25 protein-coding genes and 1 tRNA gene are annotated in these 25325 nt (G+C 69.7%); 10 read left to right on the forward strand and 16 right to left on the reverse strand.

Annotated elements, in window-relative coordinates:
* The first annotated feature begins 287 nt into the window (after window positions 1–287).
* The 4 genes from JL108_RS19340 (at window position 288) to dapD (ending at window position 2510) form a co-directional block, all read left to right on the forward strand.
* Window positions 288–369 (forward strand) — tRNA-Leu (locus tag JL108_RS19340).
* A 117-nt stretch (window positions 370–486) separates the two neighbouring features.
* Complete coding sequence (locus tag JL108_RS19345; protein ID WP_205199732.1) at window positions 487–999, forward strand: hypothetical protein; 513 nt, start codon at window positions 487–489, stop codon at window positions 997–999.
* A gap of 9 nt (window positions 1000–1008) precedes the next feature.
* Window positions 1009–1470, forward strand: coding sequence for a tRNA (cytidine(34)-2'-O)-methyltransferase (locus JL108_RS19350; protein WP_143914850.1), 462 nt, complete (start codon window positions 1009–1011; stop codon window positions 1468–1470).
* A gap of 95 nt (window positions 1471–1565) precedes the next feature.
* Window positions 1566–2510 (forward strand): 2,3,4,5-tetrahydropyridine-2,6-dicarboxylate N-succinyltransferase, encoded by a 945-nt coding sequence (gene dapD / locus JL108_RS19355; protein ID WP_205199733.1) that lies wholly within the window; start codon window positions 1566–1568, stop codon window positions 2508–2510.
* A 63-nt stretch (window positions 2511–2573) separates the two neighbouring features.
* On the opposite strand, the gene JL108_RS19360 is transcribed toward dapD, so the two are convergent.
* The 5 genes from JL108_RS19360 to fdxA all read right to left on the reverse strand — a co-directional run bounded on the left by JL108_RS19360 (window position 2574) and on the right by fdxA (window position 6351).
* Window positions 2574–3398 carry an ABC transporter permease gene (locus JL108_RS19360; RefSeq protein ID WP_143914848.1) on the reverse strand — a complete coding sequence of 275 codons (825 nt, stop codon included), beginning with the start codon at window positions 3396–3398 and terminating at the stop codon, window positions 2574–2576.
* Window positions 3395–4306: an ATP-binding cassette domain-containing protein gene (locus JL108_RS19365; RefSeq protein ID WP_143914847.1), complete on the reverse strand. Its 912-nt coding sequence runs from the start codon at window positions 4304–4306 to the stop codon at window positions 3395–3397. The genes JL108_RS19360 and JL108_RS19365 overlap by 4 nt, the downstream gene beginning before the upstream one ends.
* Window positions 4307–4386: 80 nt before the next feature.
* Window positions 4387–4602, reverse strand: a complete 216-nt coding sequence (locus JL108_RS19370) for a hypothetical protein (RefSeq protein ID WP_205199734.1) — start codon at window positions 4600–4602, stop codon at window positions 4387–4389.
* A 320-nt stretch (window positions 4603–4922) separates the two neighbouring features.
* The gene (dapC, locus tag JL108_RS19375) at window positions 4923–6020 is read right to left on the reverse strand and encodes a succinyldiaminopimelate transaminase (protein WP_143914845.1); all 1098 of its coding nucleotides are present in this window, start codon (window positions 6018–6020) and stop codon (window positions 4923–4925) included.
* A 7-nt stretch (window positions 6021–6027) separates the two neighbouring features.
* The gene (gene fdxA, locus JL108_RS19380; protein WP_143914844.1) at window positions 6028–6351 is read right to left on the reverse strand and encodes a ferredoxin; all 324 of its coding nucleotides are present in this window, start codon (window positions 6349–6351) and stop codon (window positions 6028–6030) included.
* 117 nt (window positions 6352–6468) lie between these two features.
* Here fdxA and JL108_RS19385 point away from each other — a divergent pair, with 117 nt between their 5' ends.
* Complete coding sequence (locus JL108_RS19385) at window positions 6469–7419, forward strand: N-acetyltransferase (protein ID WP_205199735.1); 951 nt, start codon at window positions 6469–6471, stop codon at window positions 7417–7419.
* 6 nt (window positions 7420–7425) lie between these two features.
* Here the strand turns inward: JL108_RS19385 and JL108_RS20570 are convergent, their stop codons facing one another.
* The 4 genes from JL108_RS20570 to mshB are packed head-to-tail and all read right to left on the reverse strand — an operon-like array spanning window position 7426 to window position 10955.
* Entirely contained in the window at window positions 7426–9165 is a 1740-nt protein-coding gene (locus tag JL108_RS20570) for a VanW family protein (protein ID WP_205199736.1), read from the reverse strand.
* Window positions 9162–9695 (reverse strand): flavin reductase family protein, encoded by a 534-nt coding sequence (locus JL108_RS19395; RefSeq protein ID WP_221933805.1) that lies wholly within the window; start codon window positions 9693–9695, stop codon window positions 9162–9164. Before JL108_RS19395 ends, JL108_RS20570 begins: the two co-directional genes overlap by 4 nt.
* Before the next feature lie 10 nt (window positions 9696–9705).
* Complete coding sequence (locus tag JL108_RS19400) at window positions 9706–10050, reverse strand: hypothetical protein (protein WP_205199737.1); 345 nt, start codon at window positions 10048–10050, stop codon at window positions 9706–9708.
* On the reverse strand, window positions 10047–10955 hold the full coding sequence (gene mshB / locus JL108_RS19405) for an N-acetyl-1-D-myo-inositol-2-amino-2-deoxy-alpha-D-glucopyranoside deacetylase (protein ID WP_205199738.1): 909 nt from the start codon (window positions 10953–10955) through the stop codon (window positions 10047–10049). Before mshB ends, JL108_RS19400 begins: the two co-directional genes overlap by 4 nt.
* Window positions 10956–11077: 122 nt before the next feature.
* On the opposite strand from mshB, the gene JL108_RS19410 reads away from it, so the two are divergent.
* Complete coding sequence (locus tag JL108_RS19410) at window positions 11078–13159, forward strand: prolyl oligopeptidase family serine peptidase (RefSeq protein WP_205199739.1); 2082 nt, start codon at window positions 11078–11080, stop codon at window positions 13157–13159.
* A 118-nt stretch (window positions 13160–13277) separates the two neighbouring features.
* Here the strand turns inward: JL108_RS19410 and JL108_RS19415 are convergent, their stop codons facing one another.
* The 4 genes from JL108_RS19415 to JL108_RS19430 form a co-directional block, all read right to left on the reverse strand.
* Complete coding sequence (locus JL108_RS19415) at window positions 13278–13544, reverse strand: hypothetical protein (RefSeq protein ID WP_205199740.1); 267 nt, start codon at window positions 13542–13544, stop codon at window positions 13278–13280.
* On the reverse strand, window positions 13541–13951 hold the full coding sequence (locus JL108_RS19420) for a cupin domain-containing protein (RefSeq protein WP_205199741.1): 411 nt from the start codon (window positions 13949–13951) through the stop codon (window positions 13541–13543). Before JL108_RS19420 ends, JL108_RS19415 begins: the two co-directional genes overlap by 4 nt.
* 69 nt (window positions 13952–14020) lie before the next feature.
* Window positions 14021–18211, reverse strand: a complete 4191-nt coding sequence (locus JL108_RS19425; protein WP_205199742.1) for a lamin tail domain-containing protein — start codon at window positions 18209–18211, stop codon at window positions 14021–14023.
* 144 nt (window positions 18212–18355) lie between these two features.
* On the reverse strand, window positions 18356–18577 hold the full coding sequence (locus JL108_RS19430) for a hypothetical protein (RefSeq protein WP_205199743.1): 222 nt from the start codon (window positions 18575–18577) through the stop codon (window positions 18356–18358).
* 213 nt (window positions 18578–18790) lie between these two features.
* Here JL108_RS19430 and JL108_RS19435 point away from each other — a divergent pair, with 213 nt between their 5' ends.
* Complete coding sequence (locus JL108_RS19435) at window positions 18791–20368, forward strand: ABC-F family ATP-binding cassette domain-containing protein (protein ID WP_240191531.1); 1578 nt, start codon at window positions 18791–18793, stop codon at window positions 20366–20368.
* 3 nt (window positions 20369–20371) lie between these two features.
* The gene (locus tag JL108_RS19440; protein ID WP_205199744.1) at window positions 20372–20662 is read left to right on the forward strand and encodes a DUF2277 domain-containing protein; all 291 of its coding nucleotides are present in this window, start codon (window positions 20372–20374) and stop codon (window positions 20660–20662) included.
* Here the strand turns inward: JL108_RS19440 and JL108_RS19445 are convergent.
* Together JL108_RS19445 and JL108_RS19450 are read right to left on the reverse strand one after the other, a co-directional pair.
* A complete protein-coding gene (locus JL108_RS19445; protein ID WP_205199745.1) occupies window positions 20607–21488 on the reverse strand; it encodes a bile acid:sodium symporter family protein in 882 nt (293 codons plus the stop codon). The genes JL108_RS19440 and JL108_RS19445 overlap by 56 nt on opposite strands.
* Window positions 21489–21539: 51 nt before the next feature.
* Window positions 21540–22307 carry a phosphotransferase gene (locus tag JL108_RS19450; RefSeq protein WP_240191532.1) on the reverse strand — a complete coding sequence of 256 codons (768 nt, stop codon included), beginning with the start codon at window positions 22305–22307 and terminating at the stop codon, window positions 21540–21542.
* Between the two features lie 9 nt (window positions 22308–22316).
* Between JL108_RS19450 and JL108_RS20575 the strand changes: the two genes are divergently transcribed.
* Window positions 22317–23573, forward strand: coding sequence for a YibE/F family protein (locus tag JL108_RS20575; protein WP_205199746.1), 1257 nt, complete (start codon window positions 22317–22319; stop codon window positions 23571–23573).
* A 9-nt stretch (window positions 23574–23582) separates the two neighbouring features.
* Window positions 23583–24974 carry an amino acid permease gene (locus JL108_RS19460; RefSeq protein WP_307837334.1) on the forward strand — a complete coding sequence of 464 codons (1392 nt, stop codon included), beginning with the start codon at window positions 23583–23585 and terminating at the stop codon, window positions 24972–24974.
* On the opposite strand, the gene JL108_RS20650 is transcribed toward JL108_RS19460, so the two are convergent.
* Complete coding sequence (locus tag JL108_RS20650; RefSeq protein ID WP_205199747.1) at window positions 24935–25219, reverse strand: HNH endonuclease signature motif containing protein; 285 nt, start codon at window positions 25217–25219, stop codon at window positions 24935–24937. The two genes, JL108_RS19460 and JL108_RS20650, sit on opposite strands and share 40 nt — an antisense overlap.
* Window positions 25220–25325: the final 106 nt, after the last annotated feature.

The raw sequence follows: 25325 nt of genomic DNA on the forward strand, positions 1-25325 counted from the left end.
TGGTTCGAGGCCGAGTTCACGGGCGCGAGCGGGACGATCGGTCATGTTCCAGATGGTAGGAGACGCGCGGTCGGGGGGGGGGGGCCGGGGGGGCCCCCCCCCCCCCCCCCCCCCCCCCCCCCGGGGGGCGCCCCCCCCCCCCCGCCCCCCCCCCCCCCCCCCCGCCCCGCGCGCGGGCCCCCCCCCCCCCCCCCCCCCCCGCCCCCCCCCCCCCCCCCCCACCACTCGCGGTCGAGATTGCACCACTCGCACCCTCACGTACCGCTTTCGCCTATCCTTGGGTCCGGGCCGGTGTGGTGGAACTGGTAGACACGCAGGATTTAGGTTCCTGTGTCTTCGGACGTGCAGGTTCGAGTCCTGTCACCGGCACCCGAGCGGCGGTAGGCCATCAACCTCATCGCCTGGCGATAACGTTGATGACGTACCGCCGACCCTGAGCCGCCGCGTCAACCGGACACCATCGCCCGATTGGCTTAGGGTCGAGACATGCGCTGGTCGACACGTCAGAGTCTCCTCTGGTCGGCCATCACCGGGGCCCTCTTCGGCGTCTTCTTCGCCGCCTGGTCAGGCATCGTCGACGGCCAGACGGCAGCGCGAGCCGTGGTCTCGGGAGTCGTCGCCGGCCTCGTCTTCGGTGTGCTCCTCGGGCTCCTGCAGCTCCGCGAGTTCCGTGTCCAGGAGGATGACGGTGCGGACGAGCTCACCTTCCGCCAACGACGCCGAGTGACGAGGGCCGTCACCCGCGGTGACGTCCCCACCGATCCCGTCATGCGCAAGGCCACGCTGGCCGCGGCCCGGCGCCGCCTTCGCTGGTACGACGACCGCGCCGCCTGGCTCTACCGCATCTGCTTCGGAGCCCTCCTCATCCTCACCGTGATCTCTGCCATCGACGACTCCCCCGTCCTGTGGCTCGCTGTGCCCCTCTACGCAGGCCTCCTCGCCTACGCCGAATGGGAGCGGCGCATCCTGCCGCGACGGATCGCCCGGCTCGAGGCGTAGGCTGCCGGGGTGTTCCGCATCCTGTTCTTCGAGCCGCGTATCGCGGGCAATACCGGCAATGCGATCCGTCTCGCGGCCGCCACGGGCTCCGAACTGCACCTGGTCGACCCGCTGTTCGACTTCGAGGACACCAAGCTCAAGCGCGCCGGCCTGGACTACCACGATCTCGCCGTGGTGACGGTGCACGAGACCCTCGACGCCGCCCTCGATCAGCTCCTGCCAGCTCGGCTCTTCGCCTTCACCACGCAGGCCACGACCCGCCACACCGATATCGACTACGTGCCCGGTGACGTCCTGATGTTCGGGCCCGAGCCCACCGGCCTGCCAGCCGAGGTCCTCGTCGACCCACGCGTCACCGACCAGCTGCGCCTGCCGATGCTCGCCTCGCGCCGCTCGATGAATCTCGCCAACTGCGCCTCGATCGCGGTCTATGAAGCCTGGCGCCAGCACGATTTCGCCGGCGCCGTCTGATCTCCCGACTTGTGCCGGGTTCTGGCCCTTTCCGGCGCCGTAGGAGGGCCAGAACCCGGCACAACGTGCACCGAACGGCCCGATAGATTGGGGCCATGACGACTCCCGAGCATCCCGGCGCGTTCGGCTACGGCCTCGCCACCGTGACCCCCGACGGCACCGTCCTCGACGTCTGGTACCCCGAGCCGCAGCTCGGCGCGGCATCGGACTCGCTGAGCGAGCCCGATGACCTGGCTCGAGCCGCGGGCGACGACGAGATCCGCCAGGTCACCCGCGCGGTGGTCTTCACACAGATCGACGACCTGCAGGCCGCCCCCCAGGACGCCTACGACGTCTACCTGCGACTGCACCTGCTCTCGCATCGTCTCGTGCGCCCGCACGGCCAGAACCTCGACGGCATCTTCGGCCTGCTCGCCAATGTCGTCTGGACGAATCTCGGACCGTGCGCCGTGGACGGCTTCGAGCTGACCCGGGCTCGCGCACGCGCCGCCGGACACCATGTCAGCGTCACCAGCATCGACAAGTTCCCCCGCATGACCGACTACGTCGTGCCGACCGGCGTGCGCATCGGCGACGCCGACCGAGTCCGTCTCGGGGCACACCTCGCCACAGGCACCACCGTGATGCACGAGGGCTTCGTCAACTTCAACGCCGGAACGCTCGGCACCGCGATGGTGGAGGGACGTATCTCGGCCGGTGTCGTCGTGGGCGATGGCTCGGATGTGGGCGGCGGCGCGTCCATCATGGGCACGCTCTCCGGAGGCGGCAAGGAGACCATCAGCGTCGGCGAGGGCTGCCTGCTCGGCGCCAACTCCGGCATCGGCATCTCACTCGGCGACGACTGCGTCGTGGCGGCCGGCACCTATGTGACCGCCGGCAGCAAGGTCACGCTGCCCGACGGATCGGTCGTGAAGGGAGCCGAGCTGTCGGGCTCGAACGGCATCCTCTTCCTCACCAACTCCGAGACCGGAACCCTGGAGGCCCGCCCCCGCGAGGGCCGCACCTCCGTCGAGCTCAACTCGGCACTGCACGCCAACTGACGACCAAGAACGACGGCCCGGCCCCCGATCACAGGGGGCCGGGCCGTCGTCATCTAGCCGGACTCAGCCGATATCGCGGCGCAGGGTGATCAGGCGGGAGCCGACCGCGAAGATCGCGATGTAGACCGCCAGCACGAGGACGCCTGCCCACCGAGGCAGCATGTCACCCTCGGCCATCGTGCCGAAGAAGCTCGTGCCGAGGACCGCGTCGGCCGCCGCCCCCGGCAGGTACGCGCCGATGCCCTCGAGCCAGTCGACAGCGCTCGCCACGACGCGGGCGATCGGCTCGATGAACTGCGTGAAGCCGATGATGACGATGATCGCCGCCACCTGATTGGTCAGCAGACCGCCGATCGACACCCCCAGGATCGTCCAGATCGCCATCACGACGACCGACCATCCGAGCAGTTGCCAGACAGCCCCGGACCCGAGATAGGCGCCGTCACCGAGCAGGGACAGGATCGGCGCGGCGCCGGCGACGGTGCCGAGGGTGGCGAGCAGGCCGATCGCGAGACCGAAGATCGCCGCCACGATGAGCTTGGCGACGACGAGCAGCGTCCGGCGCGGCTCGACGAGCAGCGTCGGCGTGATCGTCTTGTGACGGAACTCGTTGGTGAACAGCAGGCTGCCGATGATCAGCGGGAACACATAGCCGAGCGGGCTGGTGACCGAATAGGCCATCTTCGCGGCATCGACGCCGAGAGGCAGCACGGCACCGGACTCGGCCGCCTCGGCCAGGTCCTGCTGCGACATGGAGCTGGCCTGGGCGAAGCTGAAGGCCATGACCAGGCCGATGAAGGCCAGATAGGCGAACATGCCCAGCGCGAGGATCCACCACATGCGGGTGGACAGGAACTTGCGGAACTCACTGCGAATAGCCGCGGTCATGCCCCCACCCCCTGCGTCGGCTCTCCGGTGAGTCTCAAGAAGACCTCCTCCAGGCCGACACCGACATCGGCCAAGCGGTGCAGCTCGATGCCGTCGGCAAAGGCCGCGGCGCCGATCGTAGCCTCGTCGACGCCGTGGATGCGCAGCGCGCCCGGGGCCTCCTCGAGGTTCCACTCCCGGCGCTGCGCGAGGTCGCGCAGCCGATCGGGAGTCGGGGTGACGATCTCGGTCGTGGTCTCGGTGAGATCGCGCAGACCGGCCAGACTCGACTCGTGCACGAGCCGTCCCTTCGCCACGATGACGACATCGTCGACCGTGCTCTGCACCTCGCTCAGCACGTGGCTGGAGACCAGCACGGTCTTGCCCTCGTCGGCGAAGGCGCGCAACAGCTGGCGGAGCCAGACGATGCCCTGCGGGTCGAGGCCGTTGGCGGGCTCGTCGAGGATGACGACCGACGGATCGCCGAGCATGGCGTACGCCAGCGCGAGCCGCTGACGCATGCCCATCGAGTAGCCGCCGACCCGCCGCTTCTTCGCTTCGGCGAGGCCGACGAGCTCGAGCAGCTCATCGCAGCGGGAGTCCGGCACGCCGACCTGCGGCGCGTACATGCGCAGGTGGTCCAGCCCGGAACGACCGGGATGGAAGGACGACGCCTCGAGCGTCGCCCCGACGGTCTGCGCGGGATGGCGCAGCTCGGTGTAGGTCTGGTCGCCGATGAGGGCGCGACCCGAGGTGGGTCGCATCAGACCCAACAGCATCCGCAGCGTCGTGGTCTTGCCGGCGCCGTTCGGACCGAGGAAGCCGGTCACCGCCCCCGGTCGCACCGCGAAGGAGAGGTCATCGACCGCCTTCACCTGCCCGAAATGCTTGCTGAGTCGATCTACGGTCACGGCGGCGGGCGCAGCCATGGGCGTCCTTTCGGTCGTCGTCAGGGGCAGTCTCGACCCTATCGTCCGGAACGACGACCGGCATAGCCGGGCGCGGGGCGCTAGCCGAGCACCTCCGACACGTCGACGACGCCACGGTCGTCGATCGCGTCGACCAGCTTCGCGAGGTCATCATCACTCAACGACACGCCGGCCTCGTCCAACCCATCGCGGAGTTCCTTCGCCGTGTCCCGATCGGGAGCCGACTCCTGGTACGCGCCGACCCGCTCGACCACGGCCTGAGCCGCCTTCAGATGCTCGTCACTGAGATGTGCCATGTCTCCACGGTAGGCACGGTCGCGGTCTCGCGCAGGCTGCCGCCGTCCACGATCGGTGCCCCCGGCGCTCTCGTCGCCGATCGCATCGAAATCGCCGTCCTCGACCCGCGAGGAGCCTCAGCACGGCACACCGAGGAGGACGACAGACGCCTCCCGGTCCACCACCGGGGCTCTCGACGATCGATCCTCGGCGTCGACGGTTGACCACTACCGCGCAGCGGCCTGACCACATCGCGGTGAGCCACCAACCACCACGGCTGCATCGGAGACGACCACCCTCGGTCAGGCTCGCCCCCCCCCAAACAGCCGGCAGGCCGAGCTCAGGCGAGGCGTTCGGCGGCGGCGGCGACTCGCTCGTCGGTCGCCGTGAAGGCGACCCGCACGTGCTGGCCACCCGCCGGGCCGTAGAAGTCGCCCGGTGCGACGAGGATGCCGCGCTCGGCGAGCCACTCCACAGTGCTCCGGCACGATTCGCCGCGGGTCGCCCACAGGTACAGCGAGCCCTCCGAATGAGAGATCTCGAAGCCCGCGCCCTCCAGCGCCGCGCGCAGCACGCCACGGCGGGCGGCATAGCGCGCACGCTGCTCGTCGACGTGGGCGTCGTCGCCGAGGGCCGCCTCCATCGCCACCGCCACCGGCCGCGGCAGCATGAAGCCGAGATGCTTGCGCAGCGTCAGCAGTTCGGCGACGATCCCCCGGTCTCCCACGACGAAGGCATCGCGATAGCCCGCCAGGTTCGACCGCTTGGACAGCGAGTGCACGGCCAGAAGACCGTCGAGCGATCCTCCGTTGATCTCCGGGTGCAGGATCGACGCGGGCTCGCCCTCCCAGACGAACTCCAGGTAGCACTCGTCGCTGACCAGCAGCGTGCCGCGCTCACGACACCACTCGACGACCTTGCGCAGGTGATCGGCGCCGAGTACCTGTCCGTGCGGGTTGGCCGGAGAGTTGAGGTACAGCAGTTGCGGCGCCGACGGCCCGAAGGCCACGGTGCTGTCCGCCGCGACCGGCGTGCAGCCCGCGTACCGCGCGCCCACCTCGTAAGTCGGGTACGCGAGGCTCGGGAAGGCCACGGTGTCGCCGGGGCCGAAGCCCAGCTGCATCGGCAGATTGCCGATGAGCTCCTTGGAGCCGACGGTCGGCAGCACGGCATCGGGTGTCACCCCGGTGATCGCGAAGCGACGCTCCAGCCAGTCCACCGCCGCCTGCCGCAGGGACTCCGGGCCCAGGACGGTGGGATATCCCGGTGAGTTCGAGGCCGCACGCAGCGCGTCCTGAGCGATCCGCGGCGTGTCGTCGACCGGAGTGCCGACCGAGAGGTCGACGATCCCGCCCGGATGCGCGCCGGCAGCCGCCTTGGCGTCGAGGATCGTGTCCCAGGGGAAGTCCGGGAAGCGCGAGGAGACCGGTGCGGGCACCGCGCGATCAGTCCTGATTCTGCGGGGGCAGTGCCTCGATGAACGGGTGATCGTCGTCGATCACGCCCATCTTGGCCGCTCCACCGGGCGAACCGAGCTTGTCGAAGAAGTGCACGTTCGCGTCGTAGTACTCCTTCCACTCCTCCGGCGTGTCGTCCTCGTAGAAGATGGCCTCGACCGGGCACACCGGCTCGCAGGCACCGCAGTCGACACACTCGTCGGGGTGGATGTAGAGCATGCGGTTGCCCTCGTAGATGCAGTCGACAGGACACTCGTCCACACAGGCACGGTCCTTGAGGTCGACACACGGCTGGGCAATCACGTAAGTCACGGAAACTCCTTCGGAACAGTCCCCACCAGTATCGCGCGGACGCCACCGCCCCCGCAGCGCAGGTCCACCTTATGGATACCCGCCGGGGACATGGGCCGACCTGTCATCGTGGGCTCCGTGCGGAACTCCCTCGGACGCGAGCAGATCGGGCAGCGCCTCAGTGTGCGCAGTCTCACAGGGGGTCAGGGTCCCAGCGGAGGCCCGGAGGCCACCGACACGATCGGCGTGCTCGTGGCCGTCGAGGCGGACAGCGTGGTCCTCGAGCGCCGTGACGGCAGCCGGACGAAGCTCCGGACCGACCGGATCGTCGCCGCGCGTATCGTGCCCCTCCGCCCGCGCCGACGTCAGCCGGCCGTGGCGATCGATGCCGACGCGTTGACGCGGATCACCTCGCGGGGCTGGCCGGCCGTCGTGAGCGAGCCCCTCGGCGACTGGGAGCTGCGCGCGGCGGGCGGATTCACCGGGCGTGCCAATTCCGCGGCCGTGCACGGCGATCCCGGAGTCGAGCTCTCCGAGGCGCTGTCGGCCGTGGTCCGGTTCGCCGAGCGTCACAGGATCGCCCCGCGGGCACAGGTCGTCCTCGGCTCACTGTGGGAGCGACGGTTCGCCGCGGCCGGATGGGAGCGCACGGACGGCCCCCGCCCGGGCGCCATCGTCCAGGTGGCCGATATCGGCGCGGTCGCGGCCGACCGTGATATCGAGTTCGCCTCCACGGCGAGCGATGCCTGGCTGAGTCGTTACGGCCGCGTCGAGGATCCGACGACCGCTCGCGCCGTGCTCGAGGGGCCGGACCGGGTCGCCTTCGCGACGCTCGACGAGGTCGCCATCGCCCGTGTCGTGGTGACCGGGACCTGGGCGGGACTGACCGCGCTCGAGGTGGAGCCCGGCCACCGGAGGCGCGGACTCGCCAGGAGGCTCGTGCTCGGCTGTCTCGCCTGGGCCGCCGAACGGGGTGCCGACAAGGCCTATCTGCAGGTCATGGAGGACAACGCCCCAGCGCTCGCGCTCTACGCGCCTCTGGGCTTCACGACGCACCACGCGTACGCCTACCTGCGGCCGCCGTCCTGACGATCGTCAGTCGTCGCCCCCGGGCTGCGGACCGCAGACCACCCGATCGGCGGCCTGGTAGTTCGCGGTGACCGACTCCCGGTTCACTTCCTGGCCGTTCTGGCGGAAGATCCGGATGATGTCGATGTCGAAGCCCTGGGTCGGTGCCTGCGGGACACACGCGCCCGTGTCGTCGTAACGGGTGCCGGGCTGGCGGAAGTTGCGTCGCGGCGACTCACCGGCCTCGATGTCGAACTGCTTGGTGCCCCACATCTCGACGGTCATCGTGCCTTGTCCGCCCGGACCGCTCGGGGAGATATAGGAGCGGATCAACACGCCGTTGTCGAGCGAGTTCTTGAAGCGCAGGTCCAGCGAGCCGTAGTAGACGGTCGCCTCGCGGCCGACCGGATAGCGGTCGATGTAGAAGGCGTGCGGGTGATGCTCGACATCCTCCAGCCCGGCGAAGAAGGCGGCGTTGTAGGTGGTGGTCACGACCTGCGAGACGCCTCCGCCCATCTCCTCGCGGAACACGCCGCCGTTGATGACCGTGCCGACCGCGAAGCCGTTCGCGACCGTCCGCTCGCCGACGGTGTCGTTGAAGCTGAAGGTCTCGCCGGGCTTCAGCAGCGTGCCGTTGATGATCTCCGCCGCGCGGCCCTGATTGATGTTCCGGTAGTCCGCATGCGGATAGTTGGTGCTGAAGGTCGAGATCTTCTCGGTGATCCCGAGCGCCTCGGCATCCTCGGTGGTGAACTGGGGATCGACGGGAGTGGCCTCGACCGTGATCGCCCGGGCTTCTCCCTCCTCGGTGATGACGGGCAGGAGCTCCGCGGCCATCGTCGCCGGATCGAGGCCGAGACCGGGCTGGCTGGGCGTGATCACGGGGGTGTCGTTCTCGATGGAGATCACCGCGTCGACGGCCTTCTCCCCGATTCCGGTCGTGGAGTCGGTCAACGGCTCGGCCAGCGCCTCCTCGTCGATCTTGGCCGCCATCGTGCCGTCCTCGACCTCGACGGTGAGCGCCGGCGTGTACGCCGTGACCGGCAGCTCGATCGACTGCTCGCCGACATTCAGGATGACCGGGCCGCTGACCGCGGGCTCGGCGATCGTGGACATCGCCTCGGCGAGTCCCTCGCTGTCGACCTGCGGCTCGACGGTCTCGACCGGGATCTCGACCGGATCGTCGCTCATCAGATAGGAGGTGCGGATCGCCTCGGCCAACGGCTCGTGTTCGACCAGCTCGCCGGCCTCGGGCTCACGCGGCTCGGGCGCCCCTTCGGGGAAGGAGATGAACGCCTCGACGACCGGCTGATCGACGGTCTCGGCGATCGTGTCGACCGCACTGGCCAGCTGATCGTCGTCGACCGTGAGGACAGGGTGGTAATCGCGATCGCCGAAGATCAGGCCCACCATGCGTCGCGGATCCCAGGAACGACCGCCCCCGGCGCGCTCGATGCTGGCCTCCGCGTCGAACTCGAGGCCGATATCGGCCGGGACGAGCTCGAAGCTCTGTTCGCCGCGCGAGACGATGATGGGGGCGTCGATCCGATCGGCCGTGCCCTCCTCCAGGGCGGCCACGGCGTCGCTGGGCGTCTTGCCCCCGACATCGACCTGCGCGACGGTGGTGTTGGCGGGCATACGGGAGCCGGTGAGGAAGTAGCCGGCGATGTAGAGGGCGGCGAGGAGAGCGAACACGCCCCCGAGCGTCCACCAGGGCCACCGGCGGCGACGTTTCGTCGAGGCGGTGGTCGTGGTCTTCTTCGTCACTGGGGTCCTCCGTAGACCGACTTCTCCGACTCCGAGGATCGCACGATCGTGCCGTAGTGGGAGCGATAATAGAGCAACGGATCGTCCGGGCCCTCGTTGACACGGGCATCTACGACCCGTCCGAAGAGGATCGTATGGTCCCCCGTGACCGTCGTTTCCGCCGTCTCGCACTCCAGCCAGGCGAGTGAGGCATCGAGCAGCACGACGCCTGTCGAGCCGCGATGGTGCTTGACCTCCTCGAACTGGGTGTCCAGCTCCCGGCCCCGATGCGCGAACCAGGCGGAGTCGTCGCGTCCCTCCTCCGCGAGGATCGAGACGCCCCACACCCTGGCCTGCGTGACGGCCTCGTGGAAGCGGTTGCGTTGGTCGACGCAGACGAGCACCAGCGGCGGATCGAGCGATACCGAGGTGAACGCGCTCGCGGTCATCGCGTGATCGACGCCGTCGACCACCGTCGAGATCACCGTCACGCCGCTGGCGAATCGCGAGAGAGCGCCGCGGAACGCGGTGGGGTCGACCGGTGTGGACACGCCACCCAGCCTAAGGCGTGGAACCTGACGTCCGGTACGCCGTCCACCCGGTGACGACGGCGGCGATCAGCAGGCCGCCGCCGAGGAAGCTCCATCCCAGCGCATCGCCCTGGATCCAGACATCGCGTCCGAGCTGCACGCCCAGCACCACGAGGGTCCACGCGCCGCCGGCCCAGGCCGACCCGAGCGGAGCCAGGTCGGCAGCCGCCAGCGCCGCCACCAGCAGGAGCGCCCAGGCGAGGAGCACGCCCCACGGCAGCGTCATCTCGACCAGGTCGTCTCGCTGGCGGTGCACCACCACGCCGATCGCGCCGGCCCACGCACCGAGACCGGCGGCGACGGCGCGACCGATCATCCGATGCCCGCGAAGAGATCGTCCTCGAACCCGTCCTCGCCCACCGGACCGCGCTCGCCCACGGCCAGGCGGTAGAACTCGGTGCCCCACACCTGGTTGCCGAGGTTATTGGAGAGGGCGAAGAAGGGGCCGTCGACGGCGATCTGCGAGGCGTGCGCCCGCATGGCGTCCAGCTTGGCGTCGACCCAGCGGTTGCCGTCGATACGGGCGTCGAGGTCGGCATCGGCGAGGGCGAAGGGCGGCATCTGATCGGGATCCCAGTCCTCGAAGGCCGTGTCGCCGCTCTCGCGCAAGGCGATCAGACCCTCGCGCATGTGCGAGGCCGACATCGCGGTCCAGTAGATCTTGTCGATCTCCCAGCGGGCACCGAGATCGCGGCGGTAGGAGCGCGTTCCGGCGAGCTGGGCGGCGTACATGGCCACACGATGGGCCTGGATGTGATCGGGGTGGCCGTAGTTGCCGAACTCGTCATAGGTGACGAGCACCTGCGGCCGGACCTCGCGGATCACCTCGACCAGCAGATTGGCGGCCTCGGTGAGGTCGGCGGCCCAGAAGGCATCCGGGCGCACGTTCTCACCGGCCGCGGCATTGCCGTCCTCGCCCCAGACCATGCCCGAGTCGCGGAACCGGCCGGGTCCGCCGAGGAAGCGATGGTCGGTGACGCCGAGTTCCTTCATCGCCTCGGCGAGCTCGCCGATCCGGTGCTCTCCGAGGCGGTCCTCGGCGTCGGCCGCGTAGTGCGCGATATCGGGAGTGAGGATCTCGCCCTCCTCGCCGAGCGTGCACGTCACCAGGGTGACGTGTGCCCCTTCGGAGACGTATCTGGCCATCGTCGCCCCGTTGTTGATGGACTCGTCGTCGGGATGGGCGTGGACGAGGAGCAGGCGGCGATCGGGCAGCGACATGGACCCCAGAGTACCCAGCACTCCCCCACCCGTTGAGTGGGACGTTTGGACGGCAGAAACCGGGAATCAGCCGTCCGAACATCCCACTCAACGAGTGAGGGACGATGCGCGAGGATGGGGGCATGACCGTCTCGTATCCGCGCCTGGCCGCTCGCACCGTCCGCTTCACCCTCGGGGTCCCCCGCAACCTGACGGTCGCGCCGGACGGCCGGACCGTGCGCTTCGTCCGCACGCCCGACGGCATCACCCGCACCGGCCAGATCTGGGAGTACGACGTCGCGACGCAGACCGAGAGCCTCCTGGTCGACCCGGCCGCCCTGCTCGGTGAGGGCGGCGAGCAGCTCTCGGCGGAGGAGAGGTCGCGACGTGAGCGCAGCCGCGAGTCGGCCGCCGGCGTCGTCGGCTACGACGTCGACGCGACCGGCCGCTGGCTGTGCTTCCCCCTGTCCGGACGGCTCTGGGCGACCCATCTCGGCGCCCGGTCGACCCGCGAGCTCCCCGCGCACGGCTCCGTCATCGATCCGCGCCTGGATCCGACCGGACGCCGCATCGCCTACGCCTCTGAGGGAGCGCTGCGGGTCATCGGGGTCGACGGCGAGGACGACCGGGCCCTCGCCGAGCCCGAGTCACCCACGCAGACCTGGGGGCAGGCCGAGTTCATCGCCGCCGAGGAGATGGAGCGCTACCGCGGCTTCTGGTGGGCGCCCGACGGCGGCTCCCTGCTGGTCGAGCGCTCCGACGACGCCCCCGTGCCGGTCTGGCACATCGGCGATCCCGAGCATCCCGAACGCCCCGGCGTCCAGCAGCGGTATCCGGCGGCGGGCACCGTCAATGCCGACGTGACCCTGTGGCACGTGTCCCTGGACGGCTCACGCACCGAGATCCAGTGGGACCGCGAAGCCTTCGAGTACCTCGGCCGGGTCTCCTGGACCGAGCACGGCAGCCCGGTGCTCCAGGTACTGAGCCGCGACCAGCGCCGCAGCCAGATCCTCTCGGTCGACGTCGAGACCGGCGCGACGACGGTGCTCACGGAGCTGAGCGACGATGCCTGGGTCGATCTGACGATCACGCCCCAGTACGGGCCCGTCGGCCGGCTGGTCTGGGCCGAGGACCGGGAGGACCGGCGGCGCATCGTCGTCGACGGCGAGGCGATCAGCGATGTCTCCTGGCAGATCCGGGGCCTGGTGGGCGTCTACGACGATGCCGTCATCGCCACCGCCTCCCAGGAGCCGACCGAGGTGCAGGTCGTGCGATTCGGCTACGACGGCTCGGCGACGCCCCTGACCGAGGGGCAGGGCGTCCACGGGGCGGTCGCGGGCGGCCCCACTACCGTCATCACCCGCGCGACGCTGGCCTCGTCGGTGCCCGAGGTGCTCGTGCATGCCGGGGACGACACGCCCGGGCGCCTCGAGGTGGTGATGGAGCAGCCGCCCTTCCATCCCGAGGTCGAGCTCGTGCGGCTCGGGGAGCGGGAGCTGCGCGCCGCCGTCCTCTTCCCCCGCGAGCACGACGGCTCGCCGCTGCCGATCCTGATGGACCCCTACGGCGGACCCCACGCGCAGCGGGTCATGGCCTCGGCCCGGATGTTCCTCGAAGCCCAGTGGCTCGCTGATCAGGGCTTCTGCGTCGTGGTCGCCGACGGCCGCGGCACCGGTGGCCGCGGCCACGAGTGGGACCGGGCGATCCTCGACTCCTTCGCCGAGGTGACCCTCGCCGACCAGGTCGATGCGGTGCACGCTGTGGCCGAGCGTTACGGCGAGCGGGTGGACGCGTCCCGGGTGGGCATCACCGGCTGGTCCTACGGCGGCTACCTGTCAGCACTGGCCGTGCTGGCGCGGCCCGATGTCTTCCATGCCGCGGTCGCCGGGGCCCCGGTCACCGAGTGGCGGCTGTACGACACCTGTTATACCGAGCGCTACCTCGGCGATCCGTCGACACAGCCCGAGGTCTACGACGCCAACTCGCTGCTGCCCCTGGCCGACCGGCTGGAGCGTCCGCTCATGCTCATCCACGGCCTCGCCGATGACAATGTCGTGGCGGCGCACACCTTGCGGCTCAGTTCGGCCCTGCTCGCGGCCGGCAAGCCGCACACGGCGCTGCCGCTGTCCGGTGTCACCCACATGACCCCGCAGGAGACGGTCGCCGAGAATCTCAAGCTGCTGCAGGTCGACTTCCTGCGCACCCACCTCACCCGGGAGCGGTGAGCTAGGCACGTCTCCGTCCCGTGGGCGGTGGTCTACGCACCTCTCAACAACGGCGAGACGTGCGTAGTCCACCGCTCCTTCGCGTGAGAGGTGCGTAAGTCACCGCCCAACGGTCGGGTCAGGGGTTCTTGAGGCGCCGGGGAGCAGCGGGGAGGTCGAGGGGCGCGGCAGGCGCACTCGGGCTCTCGCCCTGCGGCACCCAGCCGCCGAGCTCGTCGGCGCGCCCCATCGTGTCGGCATCGGGATCGTCGAGGACGACGACCCAGGCATGGTCCTCGTCGTCCTCCTCCCCCGCGAACCCGACCCGGCGGAGCTCCACGTCCCGATCGAGGCCCGCGATGAAGACATCGGCGTCGTCACGCTCGTCGAACCAGATCTCGGTCATGCCAGCTCGAAGTCGTCAAAATCGAATCCGGGCGAGACCAGGCAGCTGACCAGGGCCTCAGTCGTCCCCGGCAGCGTCCGCTGCCAGACCCCGGCCGGCACGAGCACCTGCGTGTCCTCCGAGGTCGATACCCGGGCCACCTCGCCGGCCACCGGCTGATCACCGTCGCCACCGAACTGCAGCTCGACGATGCCATCGTGGGCGAGCCAGATCTCATCGGAGGCGACCCGGTGCCAGGCCGACGACTCGCCCGGCGGCAGCAGGAACCAGATCAGGGTGGCGGTCGGCCGCACACGGCCGTCCGACACGGTCACCTCGACCTCGCTCCTCCAGGTCTGGCGGAACCAACCGCCCTCCGGATGTGGTTCGAGGCCGAGTTCACGGGCGCGAGCGGGACGATCGGTCATGTTCCAGATGGTAGGAGACGCGCGGTCGGGGCGGAGCGACCTCGTCGCCCCGCCCCCCCACCGTCTCGCTCAGGCCTGTCGCCGGCGCCAGGCCCAGGCACCGCAGCCCACGGCACCCAAGCCCAAAACACCCAGTCCCAGCGCGATCAGCAGCGGACCCACGGGGCTGCCGGTGCCCGGCAGCAGCCCGCTCACGCCCTTCCGGTCCCCCGACCGGCTCGGACGATCGGCGGCGGCCGTGTCGTCCGCGGCTGGAGGCTTGCCGGCACCACCGGGACCCCCTGGTACCGACGTACCCGGGTCCTGTCCTGGATCGTCTGGCCCGCCGGGCTCGCCGGGCACGCCCGGATCGACCGGCGGTCCCGGCTCGCCCTGGGCGCCCAGGAGCACCGGAACGGTGGCCACGATCGGTCCCGCCGCGGCGGCAGGCTCGACGAGCGCCCGCATCCGACCGTCGACCGACTCGTCCGGTGACGACGGCTCGTCCTCGGCCGGCGAAGCGGACGTCTCCTGAGACTCCCGCGGCGTCTCCTGCGGTGCGGGTTCCGCCTCCTCGGCCGACGCCTCCGGGGACGGCTCCGGTTCCGGCGTCACCTCGGGCTCGGGAACCGCCTCCGGCTCCGGTGCCGCCTCGGGCTCGGACTCCTGCGGGGGCGCCGGAAGCTCCGACCGCTGAGCCGGATACGGATCGGCCTGGGCCATCGGCACGATCTGTTCCTCGACCCGCTCCTCCAGCAGCGCACCCTCGGCGGCGCGCTCGCGGGCGTCGAGGGCCGAGATCCCTTCGCTCTGGCGCTCGGAGACCGAGCTGACCGCATACCAGTTCAGGCCGGCCTGCTCCGGCTCCCAGACATGTTCCACGATCTCGCCGGCCCGGGCCTTCTCGCGGCTCTCCTCGCTCGAGGTGCCCTGGACGATCCAGTTCGTGGTCGAGAACGAGGTCGACCGCGTCAACGACAGCTGCACGACGAACTCGTCGTCCTCAGGGCCGTAGCGCGCGCTCTCGCCACGGAAGTCCGGCTCGTCGTACTTCCATGCCTCGAAGCTGTCCAGGGTGGGCGAGTAGGCGTTGACACCCATGAGACCCGCATCGAGATCCAGTTGCAGCAGCCGCTGGAACCCGGTGTCGCGGTCGTGGAGGTCGCTGCGCGCCTCGGGCTGGGTGGAGCGGTAGCCCTGGTAGTCCGCCAACATCTCCACCACACGTCGCTTGCCCTGACCGACTCCGTCGACGACGACCGTGGACTCGTTCAGCTCCGTCACGTCGACCCGGTCGCCGGTCACCGGATCGGCCAGATTGGTCGCGACACCGTGGTAGTGCCCGCCGATGACGAGGAACACGTTGTCATTCGGTGCCACGACGGTGTCCCAGATGGCACGCCCTCGCGCGGTGTGGCGCCGATCGACATCCTCGACCGTCCCGTCGGTGTAGAGATACGAGTGCGTCGCGAGGACCACGTTGTACGACGGGTTGGCCCGCGCGACCGCGGAGGCCCAGGACATCTGCTCGTCCGACGGCCGGTAGGGCAGGTTCACGACGAGGAACTTCGTGCCGTCGTGTTCGAACCAGTCGTAGTGCGCGCTGTTGTCGCCCGGACGCCAGCTATTGCCCCACCACGGCTGGCCCTCGAACATCCCGGGGCCGAAGTACTCGTTGTAGAGGTCGTTGTTGCGTCCCCACAGGTTGTCGTGATTGCCCGGGAGCACGCCATTCGGCACCCCGGCGGTGTTCATCAGTCCCACGATGCGCGATGCGTCATCGAACTCGCGGCGGGCACGCACCGGATCGGCGTTGCCGCCGATCCAGTTCTCGATGATGTCGCCGGTCAGCGAGTTGTAGGCGATCTTGCGGGCATCGGCATTCGCGACGACCCACGCGACCATGTCGGTGAAGACCCCCACGAAGCCCTCGGAATAGAACTGGGTGTCGGTCATGTGGTTGATCGCCGCATCGTAGATGCCGGGATCGGCGAAGGCACCGTCGGTCACGCTCACCTCGTCGAACAGGCCGCCCTTGGTACGGGGCCCGTCGATCACCAGGATGTCCGCGCGGTCCTCGGTCACCATCGCCTCGGGGATGCGGCCGATGAGTGCCACATCGCCGTCGGCGGAGGGCTCGCCCGCGGTGACCAGCTCCCATTGCTCAGCGGACGGATTCCATCCGTACAGCTGGATCTCGTTGCGGTCCTGTGTGCGGCCGTTCCAGACCACTTCGATCCCCTCGACCGGCACCTCCTCGACCGCGATCTCGAAGCGCTGGAAGGGATAGTCGCCGGTGCCGCCCTCGGTCACCAGCGCATCGGTCGGTGCCAGCTGCCGTTCACCGTCGATCTCCCGGGCCGGCGGCGGGACCTCGCCGGTCGTGCCGGCCCAGATGCGCGTCGCCGCGGAGTCGAGAGCGACCGGTGTGGCCGACCGGAAGCTGACTTCGAGCTCGGCGCTGGTCGCGTGCTCGGTCCGGACCGCGGTCCGCAGGGTGCCGTCCTCGTGCGGCTCGGAACCGTCCGCCGTGGTGACCGGGGTCCCCGGACGGTAGGAGCGCTCGACGGTAGCGGGATCGAGCTGGCCCGCCCGCGGTGTCGCCGGATCGTGCCAGGCGTGATCGACGTACTCACCCGGACTGCGCTCGGCCTTGACGAAGTCGTCGTAGCTCCCGCCGGTCGAACGAGCACGCTGATAGGTCTCGCCGGTGTCGGCCTTGAGATTGTTCTGAGCGGTCAGCCCGCGTCCGCAGTGGTCCTGCCGGACGGTGTCGTAGACCCCGACCCCGTCGACGCGGGCCCCCTCGGCGTCGAAGACCACGGCTCCGTATCCGTCGGCCTCGTTGAGGCCGGTCCGGTAGGTCGCGTCGGGGTTTTCGATGGTCGAGGATCGGTGCGCGGCGACGAAGGTCTCACCGGGGGCGAGGGTGCGTCCGAGGTCGGCGACCTGCGGATCGGGGGCCATGCGGCCGGTGCCCTCGCAGCGGTGGAGCCTCCATCCGGTGAGGTCGACGGGATCCTGACCGAGATTCGTCAGCTCGACGAACTCGTCGCTGTTTCCTGCGGGGCCGCTGCCGGCGATCTCGGTGATCTGCAGCGAGCCCGCGTGCGGCGAGTCGGCGATCTCGACATCGGTGAGCTCCTCGGGTGCCGGCCACTCGCCGGGGGTGCGCTGCGCGGCGCGGAAGTCCTCGGCATTGTCACCGGTACGTCCGACCCGCTGGTAGCTCTCGCCGTCGAGGACCGAGAGGTCCATCGCCTTCGCGGTGCCATCGGTGCACGGTGAGACCCGGTCCGCGTACATGCTGAAACGATCGACGATGCGCTCATCGGGGGTCAGAACCATCGCCCCGGAGTTGATCCAGTGCACGCTGGTCGAATAGCGGAGATCCGCGGGTGTCGGCGAGCCGGACCGGCCGAGCGTGAAGACCTCCCCCGGTTCGAGCACGGTTCCCTCGGGCAGTCCATGGGACTGTGCGTACGTCTGCGCGTTGTCGCCGCAGCGCCAGACCTTCCAGCCGCTGATGTCGGCGGGACGATCGCCGGCATTGGCGAGCTCGATGAAGTCATCGCTGTAGCCGGCCGGTCCGCCCGGTGCGTATTCGCTGATGACGATGTCGCCGTCGGTGGTGATGTCCTCCCACTCCGTGGCGTTCTTCTCACCCGGCGTCCGGCCCGCGACGATCCAGTCCTTCGTGACATCGCCGCTGAGGCCGACCCGCTGATGGGACTGGCTGTGCGCCCAGCTCGCCTGGTGCTGCAGGCTCACCGGATTGCGGCAGTCGCTGTCGATGTTCTCGTGATAGAAGCCGACGCGGTCGAGGGTGCGACCCCGCGCGTCCTGCAGGAAGGCGCCGAAGCCGAAGGAATGCAGACTCGTCGAGTACGTCATGTCGCCGGTGCGGCCGTCATCGAGGTCTCCGCCCTCCCGCACGGCGGTGAACTGCTCCCCCGGAGCGAGCATCGTGCCGTCGGGGATGACCGCCTGCGGGCCGTAACCGTCGCCGGTCTGGCCACAGCGGAAGATCTTCCAGCCCGACACGTCCGTGGGAGCCGTTCCGTAGTTGGTGATCTCGATGAAGTTCTCCGCCGAACCGGGCCCGCCGGAGGCGACCTCGCTGACGAGGACTCCCGACAGCGGGGCTGCCGGTGCCGGTGGAGGAAGCTCGATGGACGGTGGCGGCGGGGGCTCGGCCGGCGTGGCGACTGCCACGCTCGGCACCAGTGCCATGAGGACCGCCGCGGCCGCCAGGGCCGCGGCACGTCGTTGGGACAACACGGAAAGTGCTCCTAGAGAGAGGTGGGTCGGCAAAGAACGACCTCACTCTGGCGAGCCCCGGCGACCCCGCCTCGGACACCGGCCTACGCCCTCGCGAACCTTGGATGTCTCCTCGGTGAACCGCGCCTGCGCCCGCCCGACGGCTCAGAGATTGAGCGCCTCGCCGACCGGTACGCCGCTGCGGCGGATCAGCCACCAGCCGACGAGGCCCATGGGCACCGTCACCGCGAGGATGATCCAGGAGGGCTGGGATCCGTCGACGAGCAGCCAGACGGCGGCGGCCGCGAACAGGGCGGTGCAGGCAAGCCCCGACCAGAGCAGCAGTGCTCCCCAGAAGGCGAGCCAATGGCGTCGACGAGATGACATCGGCTCACAGTAACCGGCGGTTTCCCACCTCTGCCGCAATCCACTAGACTGTCGGCGAACCGTTCCCGATCACGAGGTATCCATCACCGTGAAGCTCTAGGTCCGAGACCTGCGCCGCGATCCGCCGGCGCCCTCGTCGACCTCTGCTCACGACCGGTTCATCACCGCGCAGCGTCTCCTCGCGTCCCCTTTTTCTCTCTGGACCCTTCGAGGATGCCCATGCGCCCCATCTCCCTTACCGCCACCCATCTCACCTTCGTCTGGCCCGACGGCACTCCCGTCGTCGCGAATCTCGACCTCGCGATCGGCCCCGGCCGCCACGGCCTCATCGGCCGCAACGGATCGGGCAAGTCGACCCTGTTGCGACTGCTGGCCGGGGACCTGTCCCCGACCTCCGGTCACGTGCAGGCCGACGGCGAGCTCGCCTATCTGCCCCAGGACCCCGCGGCGGATCCTGGGCGGAGCGTGGCCGAGCTTCTCCGCGTCGATACGACGATCGCGGCCATCGCCGCGATCGAGGCTGGATCGGTCGATCCGGCCCACTTCGACGCCGTCGGCGACGACTGGGATATCGCCGAACGGCTCGAGGCCACGCTCGGTCGCGTCGGACTGGACCACCTCGGCCTCGACCGGTCCGTGGGCTCGCTGTCCGGGGGCGAACTCGTCCTGCTCAGCCTGACGGCGCTGCTGCTGCGCCGGCCCTCGGTGCTGTTGCTCGACGAGCCCACCAACAACCTCGACCGCCGGGCGCGTGAGCGTCTCTACGCTGTGGTCGACGGCTTCGCCGGCACCCTGGTCGTCGTCAGCCACGATCGCGAGCTGCTGGAACGCGTGGACGACATCGCCGAGCTGCGCGAGGGCGAGCTGCGCTGGTTCGGCGGCGGCTTCGGCGACTACGAGGCAGCGATCGAGGTCGAGCAGGAGGCAGCCGCTCGCGCCGTCGCGGCGGCGGCCTCGGATGTCCGGCGTCAGCAGCGTGAGCTCGCCGAGCAACAGACCAAGCAGGCCCGGCGCGATCGCCACGGCAAGCAGCACAATCGAGACATCCCGCCGATCATCGCGAACACGTACAAGCGGCGCGCCGAGGTGACCGCCGGACGGCTGCGCGGCCTGCACGAGGATCGGCTGACCGAGGCCCGCTCGACCCTCGACGATGCCGAAGACAAGGTCCGCAAGGACCGTGAGATCAGTGTCGACCTGCCCGCGACCCGGGTGCCGTCGCGCCGGCGCGTGCTCATGGCCGAGGGACTCCGGGCGGAACACAGCGAGGCCCACCTCGATCTCGATCTGCGCGGGCCCGAGCGCGTCGCGCTGACCGGGCCGAACGGCATCGGGAAGACCTCGCTGCTGCGCGTCCTCATCGGCACCGATCGGGCGACCGAAGGAACCTGCGAGATCTTCGTGCCGATGCGCTATCTCCCGCAGAACCTGCGCCTCCTCGATCCCGGGATGTCCGTGGTGGACAACGTGCGTCGCTTCGCCCCCGAGGCGGACCTGACCACTGTCCGGTCCCAGCTCGCGCGGTTCCTGTTCCGGGGGCGGACCGCCGACCAACTCACGGACACGCTCTCCGGTGGCGAGCGCTGGCGTGCGACCCTCGCCTGCCTGCTACTGGCCGAGCCCGCGCCGCAACTGCTCATCCTCGACGAGCCGACCAATAACCTCGACCTCGCCAGCGCTCGTCACCTCGTGGAGGCGCTCGAGTCCTATGAGGGCGCGCTCCTGGTGGTGAGCCACGACGAGCGGTTCCTCGACGACCTCGCCCTGGACCGTCGTGTGGATCTACAGTGAGGCATGTGCCGGAACATCCGAACCCTCCACAACTTCGAGCCAGCCGCCACTGACGACGAGGTCGACGCCGCTGCCCTGCAGTACGTCCGCAAGATCAGCGGCAGCACCAAGCCCTCGAGGGCCAACCAGGAGGCCTTCGACCGGGCCGTCCACGAGATCGCCCACGTGACGCGACATCTCCTCGACGAGCTGGTGACCACCGCCCCGCCCAAGGATCGTGCCGTCGAGGCCGAGAAGGCTAAGGCGCGCTCAGCTGCCCGCTTCGGCGCGGCAGGATCCACCGTGTCAGCATGAGGCCCCAGAGGGCGGCGTAGACGAACATCAGCAGTCCGTACACCGCCCCCGGGACCGACATCTCGACGCTGCCGAGCACCTCGACCGCGACATAGATCGCGAGCGTGGCGTTGTGGACGCCGATCTCGAAGGAGCAGGCGATCGCCTGGCGGTCGGTCACGCCCACGGCCCGCGGCACGAAGAAGCCCACCAGCAGGCTCGCCAGGCAGAACAGCGTAGTCACCACGCCCACCTGACCGAGGTAGTCGAGGACGTGCTCACGTTGGTCGAGCAGCACGCCGAGCACCAGGATGAGCAGGATCAGCGCCGAGGCGGTGCGGACCGGACGATCCATGCGGGCAGCGAAATCCGGCCAGCGCGAACGGACGATCATGCCGAGCACCACCGGCCCGAGCACCACGGCGAAGACCTCGACGACCTTCCGGAACTGCAGGTCGACCGAGTCGCCGAGCCCGAAATAGGCGATCGACAGATTGGTGATGAGCGGCAGCGTGACGATCGCCAGCACCGAGTTGACCGCCGTCAGGGACACGTTGAGCGCGACATCGCCGCGGAACAGATGACTGTAGAGATTGGCGCTGGTGCCTCCGGGGGACGCGGAGAGCAGCATCATGCCCACGGCGAGGAGCGGCGGCAGGTCGAGCAGGAGCACGAGACCGAAGCACACGACCGGCAGCACGAGCAGTTGGCAGAGCAGAGCGACCACGACCGCCTTCGGCTCCCGGCGGACGTCGCGGAAGTCCTGCACGGTCAAGGACAGGCCCAGCCCGAACATGATGATGCCCAGGGCGATCGGGAGTCCGATCGTGGTGAGCGCCGAATCCATGCCTCACCCTAACGTGACCCAGGTCACGCTAGGGTGCCTTCGGCGGGTCGCTCAGCCGAGGGCGTCGCGAATGGCGGGCAGCCGCGCCTCGAAGGCCGCGACGCGGTCGCGGGTCCGCTGGGGCTCTCCCTTGCGCTGCAGGTTGAGCATGCCCGGATCGCCGCGCTCGATCCCCGCGGCGATGCGCTCGGTCGCGGTGGTCATCCGGCGGACCACCGCATCGAGCAGGGTCATCGGCCCCCACTCGCCGTATGCGTCGACGACGAGGTCGATGCGGCGGGCCGCGTCCTCCACCGGGATCTCGCGGTAGAGCGGGATGCCCGTCCAGCACAGGAAGGCGAGATCGTCGATCGGCTCACCGGGCCCCGCGAGGTCCCAGTCGATCATCGCGACGAAGTGCCCGCTCTGGATGATCCAGTTGTAGGCCCCGGGATCGTTGTGGCAGATGATCTGCCCCGGCTCGAGCTCGACCTCGCCGGCCTGCCGCCACGTGCGTGGGCCCTCCGGCCGGAACCCCTCGGCGATGTCGTGGAAGTCGCGCAGCCAGGTGGCAGCCTCGACCAGGACCTCGTCGAGCACCACCTCGTCATCGACCGGGACGCCGCGGCCCTCGATATAGGAGACGATCTCGCGGCCGTCCTCGTCGATGCCGCCGACATGCGGGATCCCGCCGAGCCCCTCACGGCTCAGCCAGTTCAGCAGCTCGTGGACCGCCGGCGTCCACGGACCCGTGGGACGCCGCACGGTGCGGCCGACTTTCCAGACTCCGCCGGAACCGCCGGGGAGGTGTTCGGGTGCAGTGTCGTCGTCGCATGGCACTCTGTCATCGTGGCACATTCGCACGCGCACTCGTTCGAGGAACCTCGTCGTCCCCGGCTCGCCGGCGCATTGGCGGTCGTCGTCGGCATCGTCGCGATCGTCTCGGTGCTCGGGATGGTCCTGCTCTGGCCGAGCAGCGACGACATCCCCACCGGCGCGGGGCCCCTCTCGAACCCCGGCGTCTCGCTCGTCGACGCCACCGTGACCGGCGTCGAGCCCTTCGACTGCGGCAGCACCGGCATCGGGCCGGACAACACCCCGATGGTCGAGGGCGACTGCGCGCAGATCACCGCCACCACCGAGGACGGTGAGGACGCCGAGTTCACCCTCGATCCGACGCGCTACGTCGGGGCGGGCATGAACGACGGCGATGCGGTCCAGCTCATCCGCGACGCTCCACCGGAGCAGGAGGTCGTCTTCCAGTTCTACGACTACCAGCGCGGCAACCAGCTCCTCATCATGGCCGCGGTCTTCGCGATCCTCGTGGTGGCGATCGCGCGCTGGCGCGGCCTGTTCGGCCTGCTCGGCATCGGTGTGGCCATGCTGGTGCTTCTGCAGTTCATCCTGCCCGCCCTGCTCGCCGGCAAGCCGGCGCTCGCGATCGCGGTGGTCGGGTCGGTCGTCATCATGTTGGTGGTGCTGTATCTCGCCCACGGGGTGTCGATCCGCACCACTGCGGCATTGCTCGGCACCCTGTTCGGGGTGGGCTTCACCGCGGTCGCCGGAGCCTGGGCCACCAACTGGGCCCATCTGACCGGTGTGGGCAGCGAGGACGACCATCTGCTCGTCGCCAGCGCCCCGGGCATGAGCCTGTCCGGGGTGGTCGCCGCGACGATGGTCATCGCGGGGCTCGGCGTGCTCAATGACGTCACCGTCACACAGGCGTCGGCGGTGTGGGAGATGCGCGGGCTCCAGCCCAGCGCGGGGCCGGCGCAGCTGTTCACATCCGCCATGCGCATCGGCCGCGATCACATCGCGTCGAGCGTCTACACGCTGGTGTTCGCCTATGCCGGGTCGGCCATGACCGTCCTGCTGCTGCTCACCGTCTATCGCCAGGACCTCATGCAGTTCATCACCACCGAGCAGATCGGGCAGGAGATCGTCCGCACGCTCATCGGGGCCGTCGGTCTCGTGCTGGCCGTGCCCGCCACGACCGCCATCGCCGTCGCGCTCGCTCCCGCCGCACGAACGGAGACGGACCTCGATGGCGGCGACCATCGTCGTGCTCCGCACACCGGTGGCGCGCACGCGACCGACGCCTCCTAGCCTGTTCGGGTGTCTGACTCCCTCTCCCCCGCGCCGAGCGCCGATCGTCTCGGCAGCGGTCTTCGGACTCGCCATCTGACGATGATGGGGCTCGGCTCCGCGATCGGCGCTGGGCTGTTCCTCGGCTCCGGTGTCGGCATCGGCGTGGCGGGGCCCGCGGTTCTCGTCTCCTACGCGGTCGCGGGTGTCATCGTCGTTCTCGTCATGCGCATGCTCGCCGAGATGGCGAGCGCCCGGCCGGCGAGCGGCTCGTTCTCGGTCTACGCCGAAGAGGCGCTGGGTCCGTGGGCCGGGTTCCTGCTCGGCTGGCTCTACTGGTTCATGCTCATCATGGTCCTCGGCGCGGAGATCACCGGTGCCGCCCAGATCGTCACCGGCTGGGCTCCCGCGCTGCCCCAGTGGACCGTCGCGCTGGCCTTCGTCGCGCTCTTCGCCGTGATCAACCTGTGGGGAGTCCGGCAGTTCGGCGAGTTCGAGTTCTGGTTCGCCTTCATCAAGGTCGCCGCCATCATCGCCTTCCTGGTCGTCGGAGTCGCGCTGGCCTTCGGCTGGCTGCCGGGAACCTCGGCGGTCGGCACCGAGAACTTCCTCGGACAGGGCGGCTTCGCGCCGCAGGGGTGGAGTGGGATCGCGGCGGGCCTGCTGGTCGTGGCGTTCGCCTTCGGGGGTATCGAGATCGTCACGATCGCCTCGGCCGAGGCCGAGGATCCGCAGACCGCGGTCGGTCGCGCGACCCGCACCATCGTGTGGCGGATCCTGGTGTTCTACCTGGGCTCGATCGCGGTCATGGTGTTCGTGCTGCCGTGGGACTCTCCGGCACTCGAGGCGAGTCCCTTCGCCTCGGTGCTCGACCTCGCCGGACTGCCGATCGCGGCGACCCTGATGGAGATCGTCGTCGTCATCGCCTTGCTGTCGGCCTTCAACGCTCAGGTCTACGGCACGTCGCGGATGGCCTACTCGTTGGCCCGCCGTGGCGACGGACCGGCGGTTCTGACCCGCGTATCCCGGGCTGATGTCCCCTGGGTCTCGGTGCTGATCTCCATCTTCTTCGGCGTCGTCGCCGTGGGCCTCAACTGGCTGCTGCCCGAGACCCTGCTCGGCATCCTGCTCAACGCCGTAGGCGCTGCGCTCCTCGTGGTATGGGTGCTCATCGCGCTCTCGCAGCTGCGCCTGCGTCCCGTCCTCGCGGCCGAGGCGCGGGCCAGCGGTGAACCCCTGCGATTGCGGGCCTGGGGCTACCCGTGGCTGACCTGGGGCGTGCTGGTGGCGCTCGCCGCCCTGACCGCGCTGATGCTGACCGACACGGCAGCACGCAACCAGCTCTTCTCCACCGCCGGTCTGGTCGTGGTGATCCTCGCGATCTACGCCGTCATGGCACGGCGGAAGCGCTCGCGTCGCTGAAGTCGTCGTCGGTGGCGTGGGTGGCTGCCGGGTAGGAGGCGGTGGTGTCGGTCGTTGAACTCGTGGGTGACCGGGTCGATCATCAAGCTCCCGGCCTGAACGTGTCGGTGACATCTCGGACATAAGCTGATCAGGTTTGCCAGGTCGGTTCGCCCGCCTCTGGAGCACCGGATCACATGGTGAATGTGCACGACTGGTGCCCGACATCCCGGGGACGCGCACTCGGGTCCCTGGCCCTCGGACATCGACGTGCTCTCAAGTCTATGTACGGCGCTCACGATTCCCCGGACCGCGAGGGCCGGGAGCGTAACTGGTCAGCCGCACTCCAAACCACCGCCACACCGGAATCCG

This window comes from Aeromicrobium sp. YIM 150415, from assembly GCF_016918125.1.
GTDB classification, from domain to species: Bacteria; Actinomycetota; Actinomycetes; order Propionibacteriales; family Nocardioidaceae; genus Aeromicrobium; species Aeromicrobium piscarium.

Excerpts from the sequence above, each read along its gene's own strand:
- JL108_RS19345 (WP_205199732.1), top strand. The coding sequence starts at position 487 with ATGCGCTGGTCGACACGTCAGAGTCTCCTCTGGTCGGCCATCACCGGG.
- dapD (WP_205199733.1), top strand. The coding sequence starts at position 1,566 with ATGACGACTCCCGAGCATCCCGGCGCGTTCGGCTACGGCCTCGCCACC.
- JL108_RS19360 (WP_143914848.1), bottom strand. The coding sequence starts at position 3,398 with ATGACCGCGGCTATTCGCAGTGAGTTCCGCAAGTTCCTGTCCACCCGC.
- JL108_RS19365 (WP_143914847.1), bottom strand. The coding sequence starts at position 4,306 with ATGGCTGCGCCCGCCGCCGTGACCGTAGATCGACTCAGCAAGCATTTC.
- JL108_RS19370 (WP_205199734.1), bottom strand. The coding sequence starts at position 4,602 with ATGGCACATCTCAGTGACGAGCATCTGAAGGCGGCTCAGGCCGTGGTC.
- JL108_RS19400 (WP_205199737.1), bottom strand. The coding sequence starts at position 10,050 with ATGATCGGTCGCGCCGTCGCCGCCGGTCTCGGTGCGTGGGCCGGCGCG.
- mshB (WP_205199738.1), bottom strand. The coding sequence starts at position 10,955 with ATGTCGCTGCCCGATCGCCGCCTGCTCCTCGTCCACGCCCATCCCGAC.
- JL108_RS19410 (WP_205199739.1), top strand. The coding sequence starts at position 11,078 with ATGACCGTCTCGTATCCGCGCCTGGCCGCTCGCACCGTCCGCTTCACC.
- JL108_RS19415 (WP_205199740.1), bottom strand. The coding sequence starts at position 13,544 with ATGACCGAGATCTGGTTCGACGAGCGTGACGACGCCGATGTCTTCATC.
- JL108_RS19420 (WP_205199741.1), bottom strand. The coding sequence starts at position 13,951 with ATGACCGATCGTCCCGCTCGCGCCCGTGAACTCGGCCTCGAACCACAT.
- JL108_RS19430 (WP_205199743.1), bottom strand. The coding sequence starts at position 18,577 with ATGTCATCTCGTCGACGCCATTGGCTCGCCTTCTGGGGAGCACTGCTG.
- JL108_RS19435 (WP_240191531.1), top strand. The coding sequence starts at position 18,791 with ATGCCCATGCGCCCCATCTCCCTTACCGCCACCCATCTCACCTTCGTC.
- JL108_RS19440 (WP_205199744.1), top strand. The coding sequence starts at position 20,372 with ATGTGCCGGAACATCCGAACCCTCCACAACTTCGAGCCAGCCGCCACT.
- JL108_RS19445 (WP_205199745.1), bottom strand. The coding sequence starts at position 21,488 with ATGGATTCGGCGCTCACCACGATCGGACTCCCGATCGCCCTGGGCATC.
- JL108_RS20650 (WP_205199747.1), bottom strand. The coding sequence starts at position 25,219 with ATGTCCGAGGGCCAGGGACCCGAGTGCGCGTCCCCGGGATGTCGGGCA.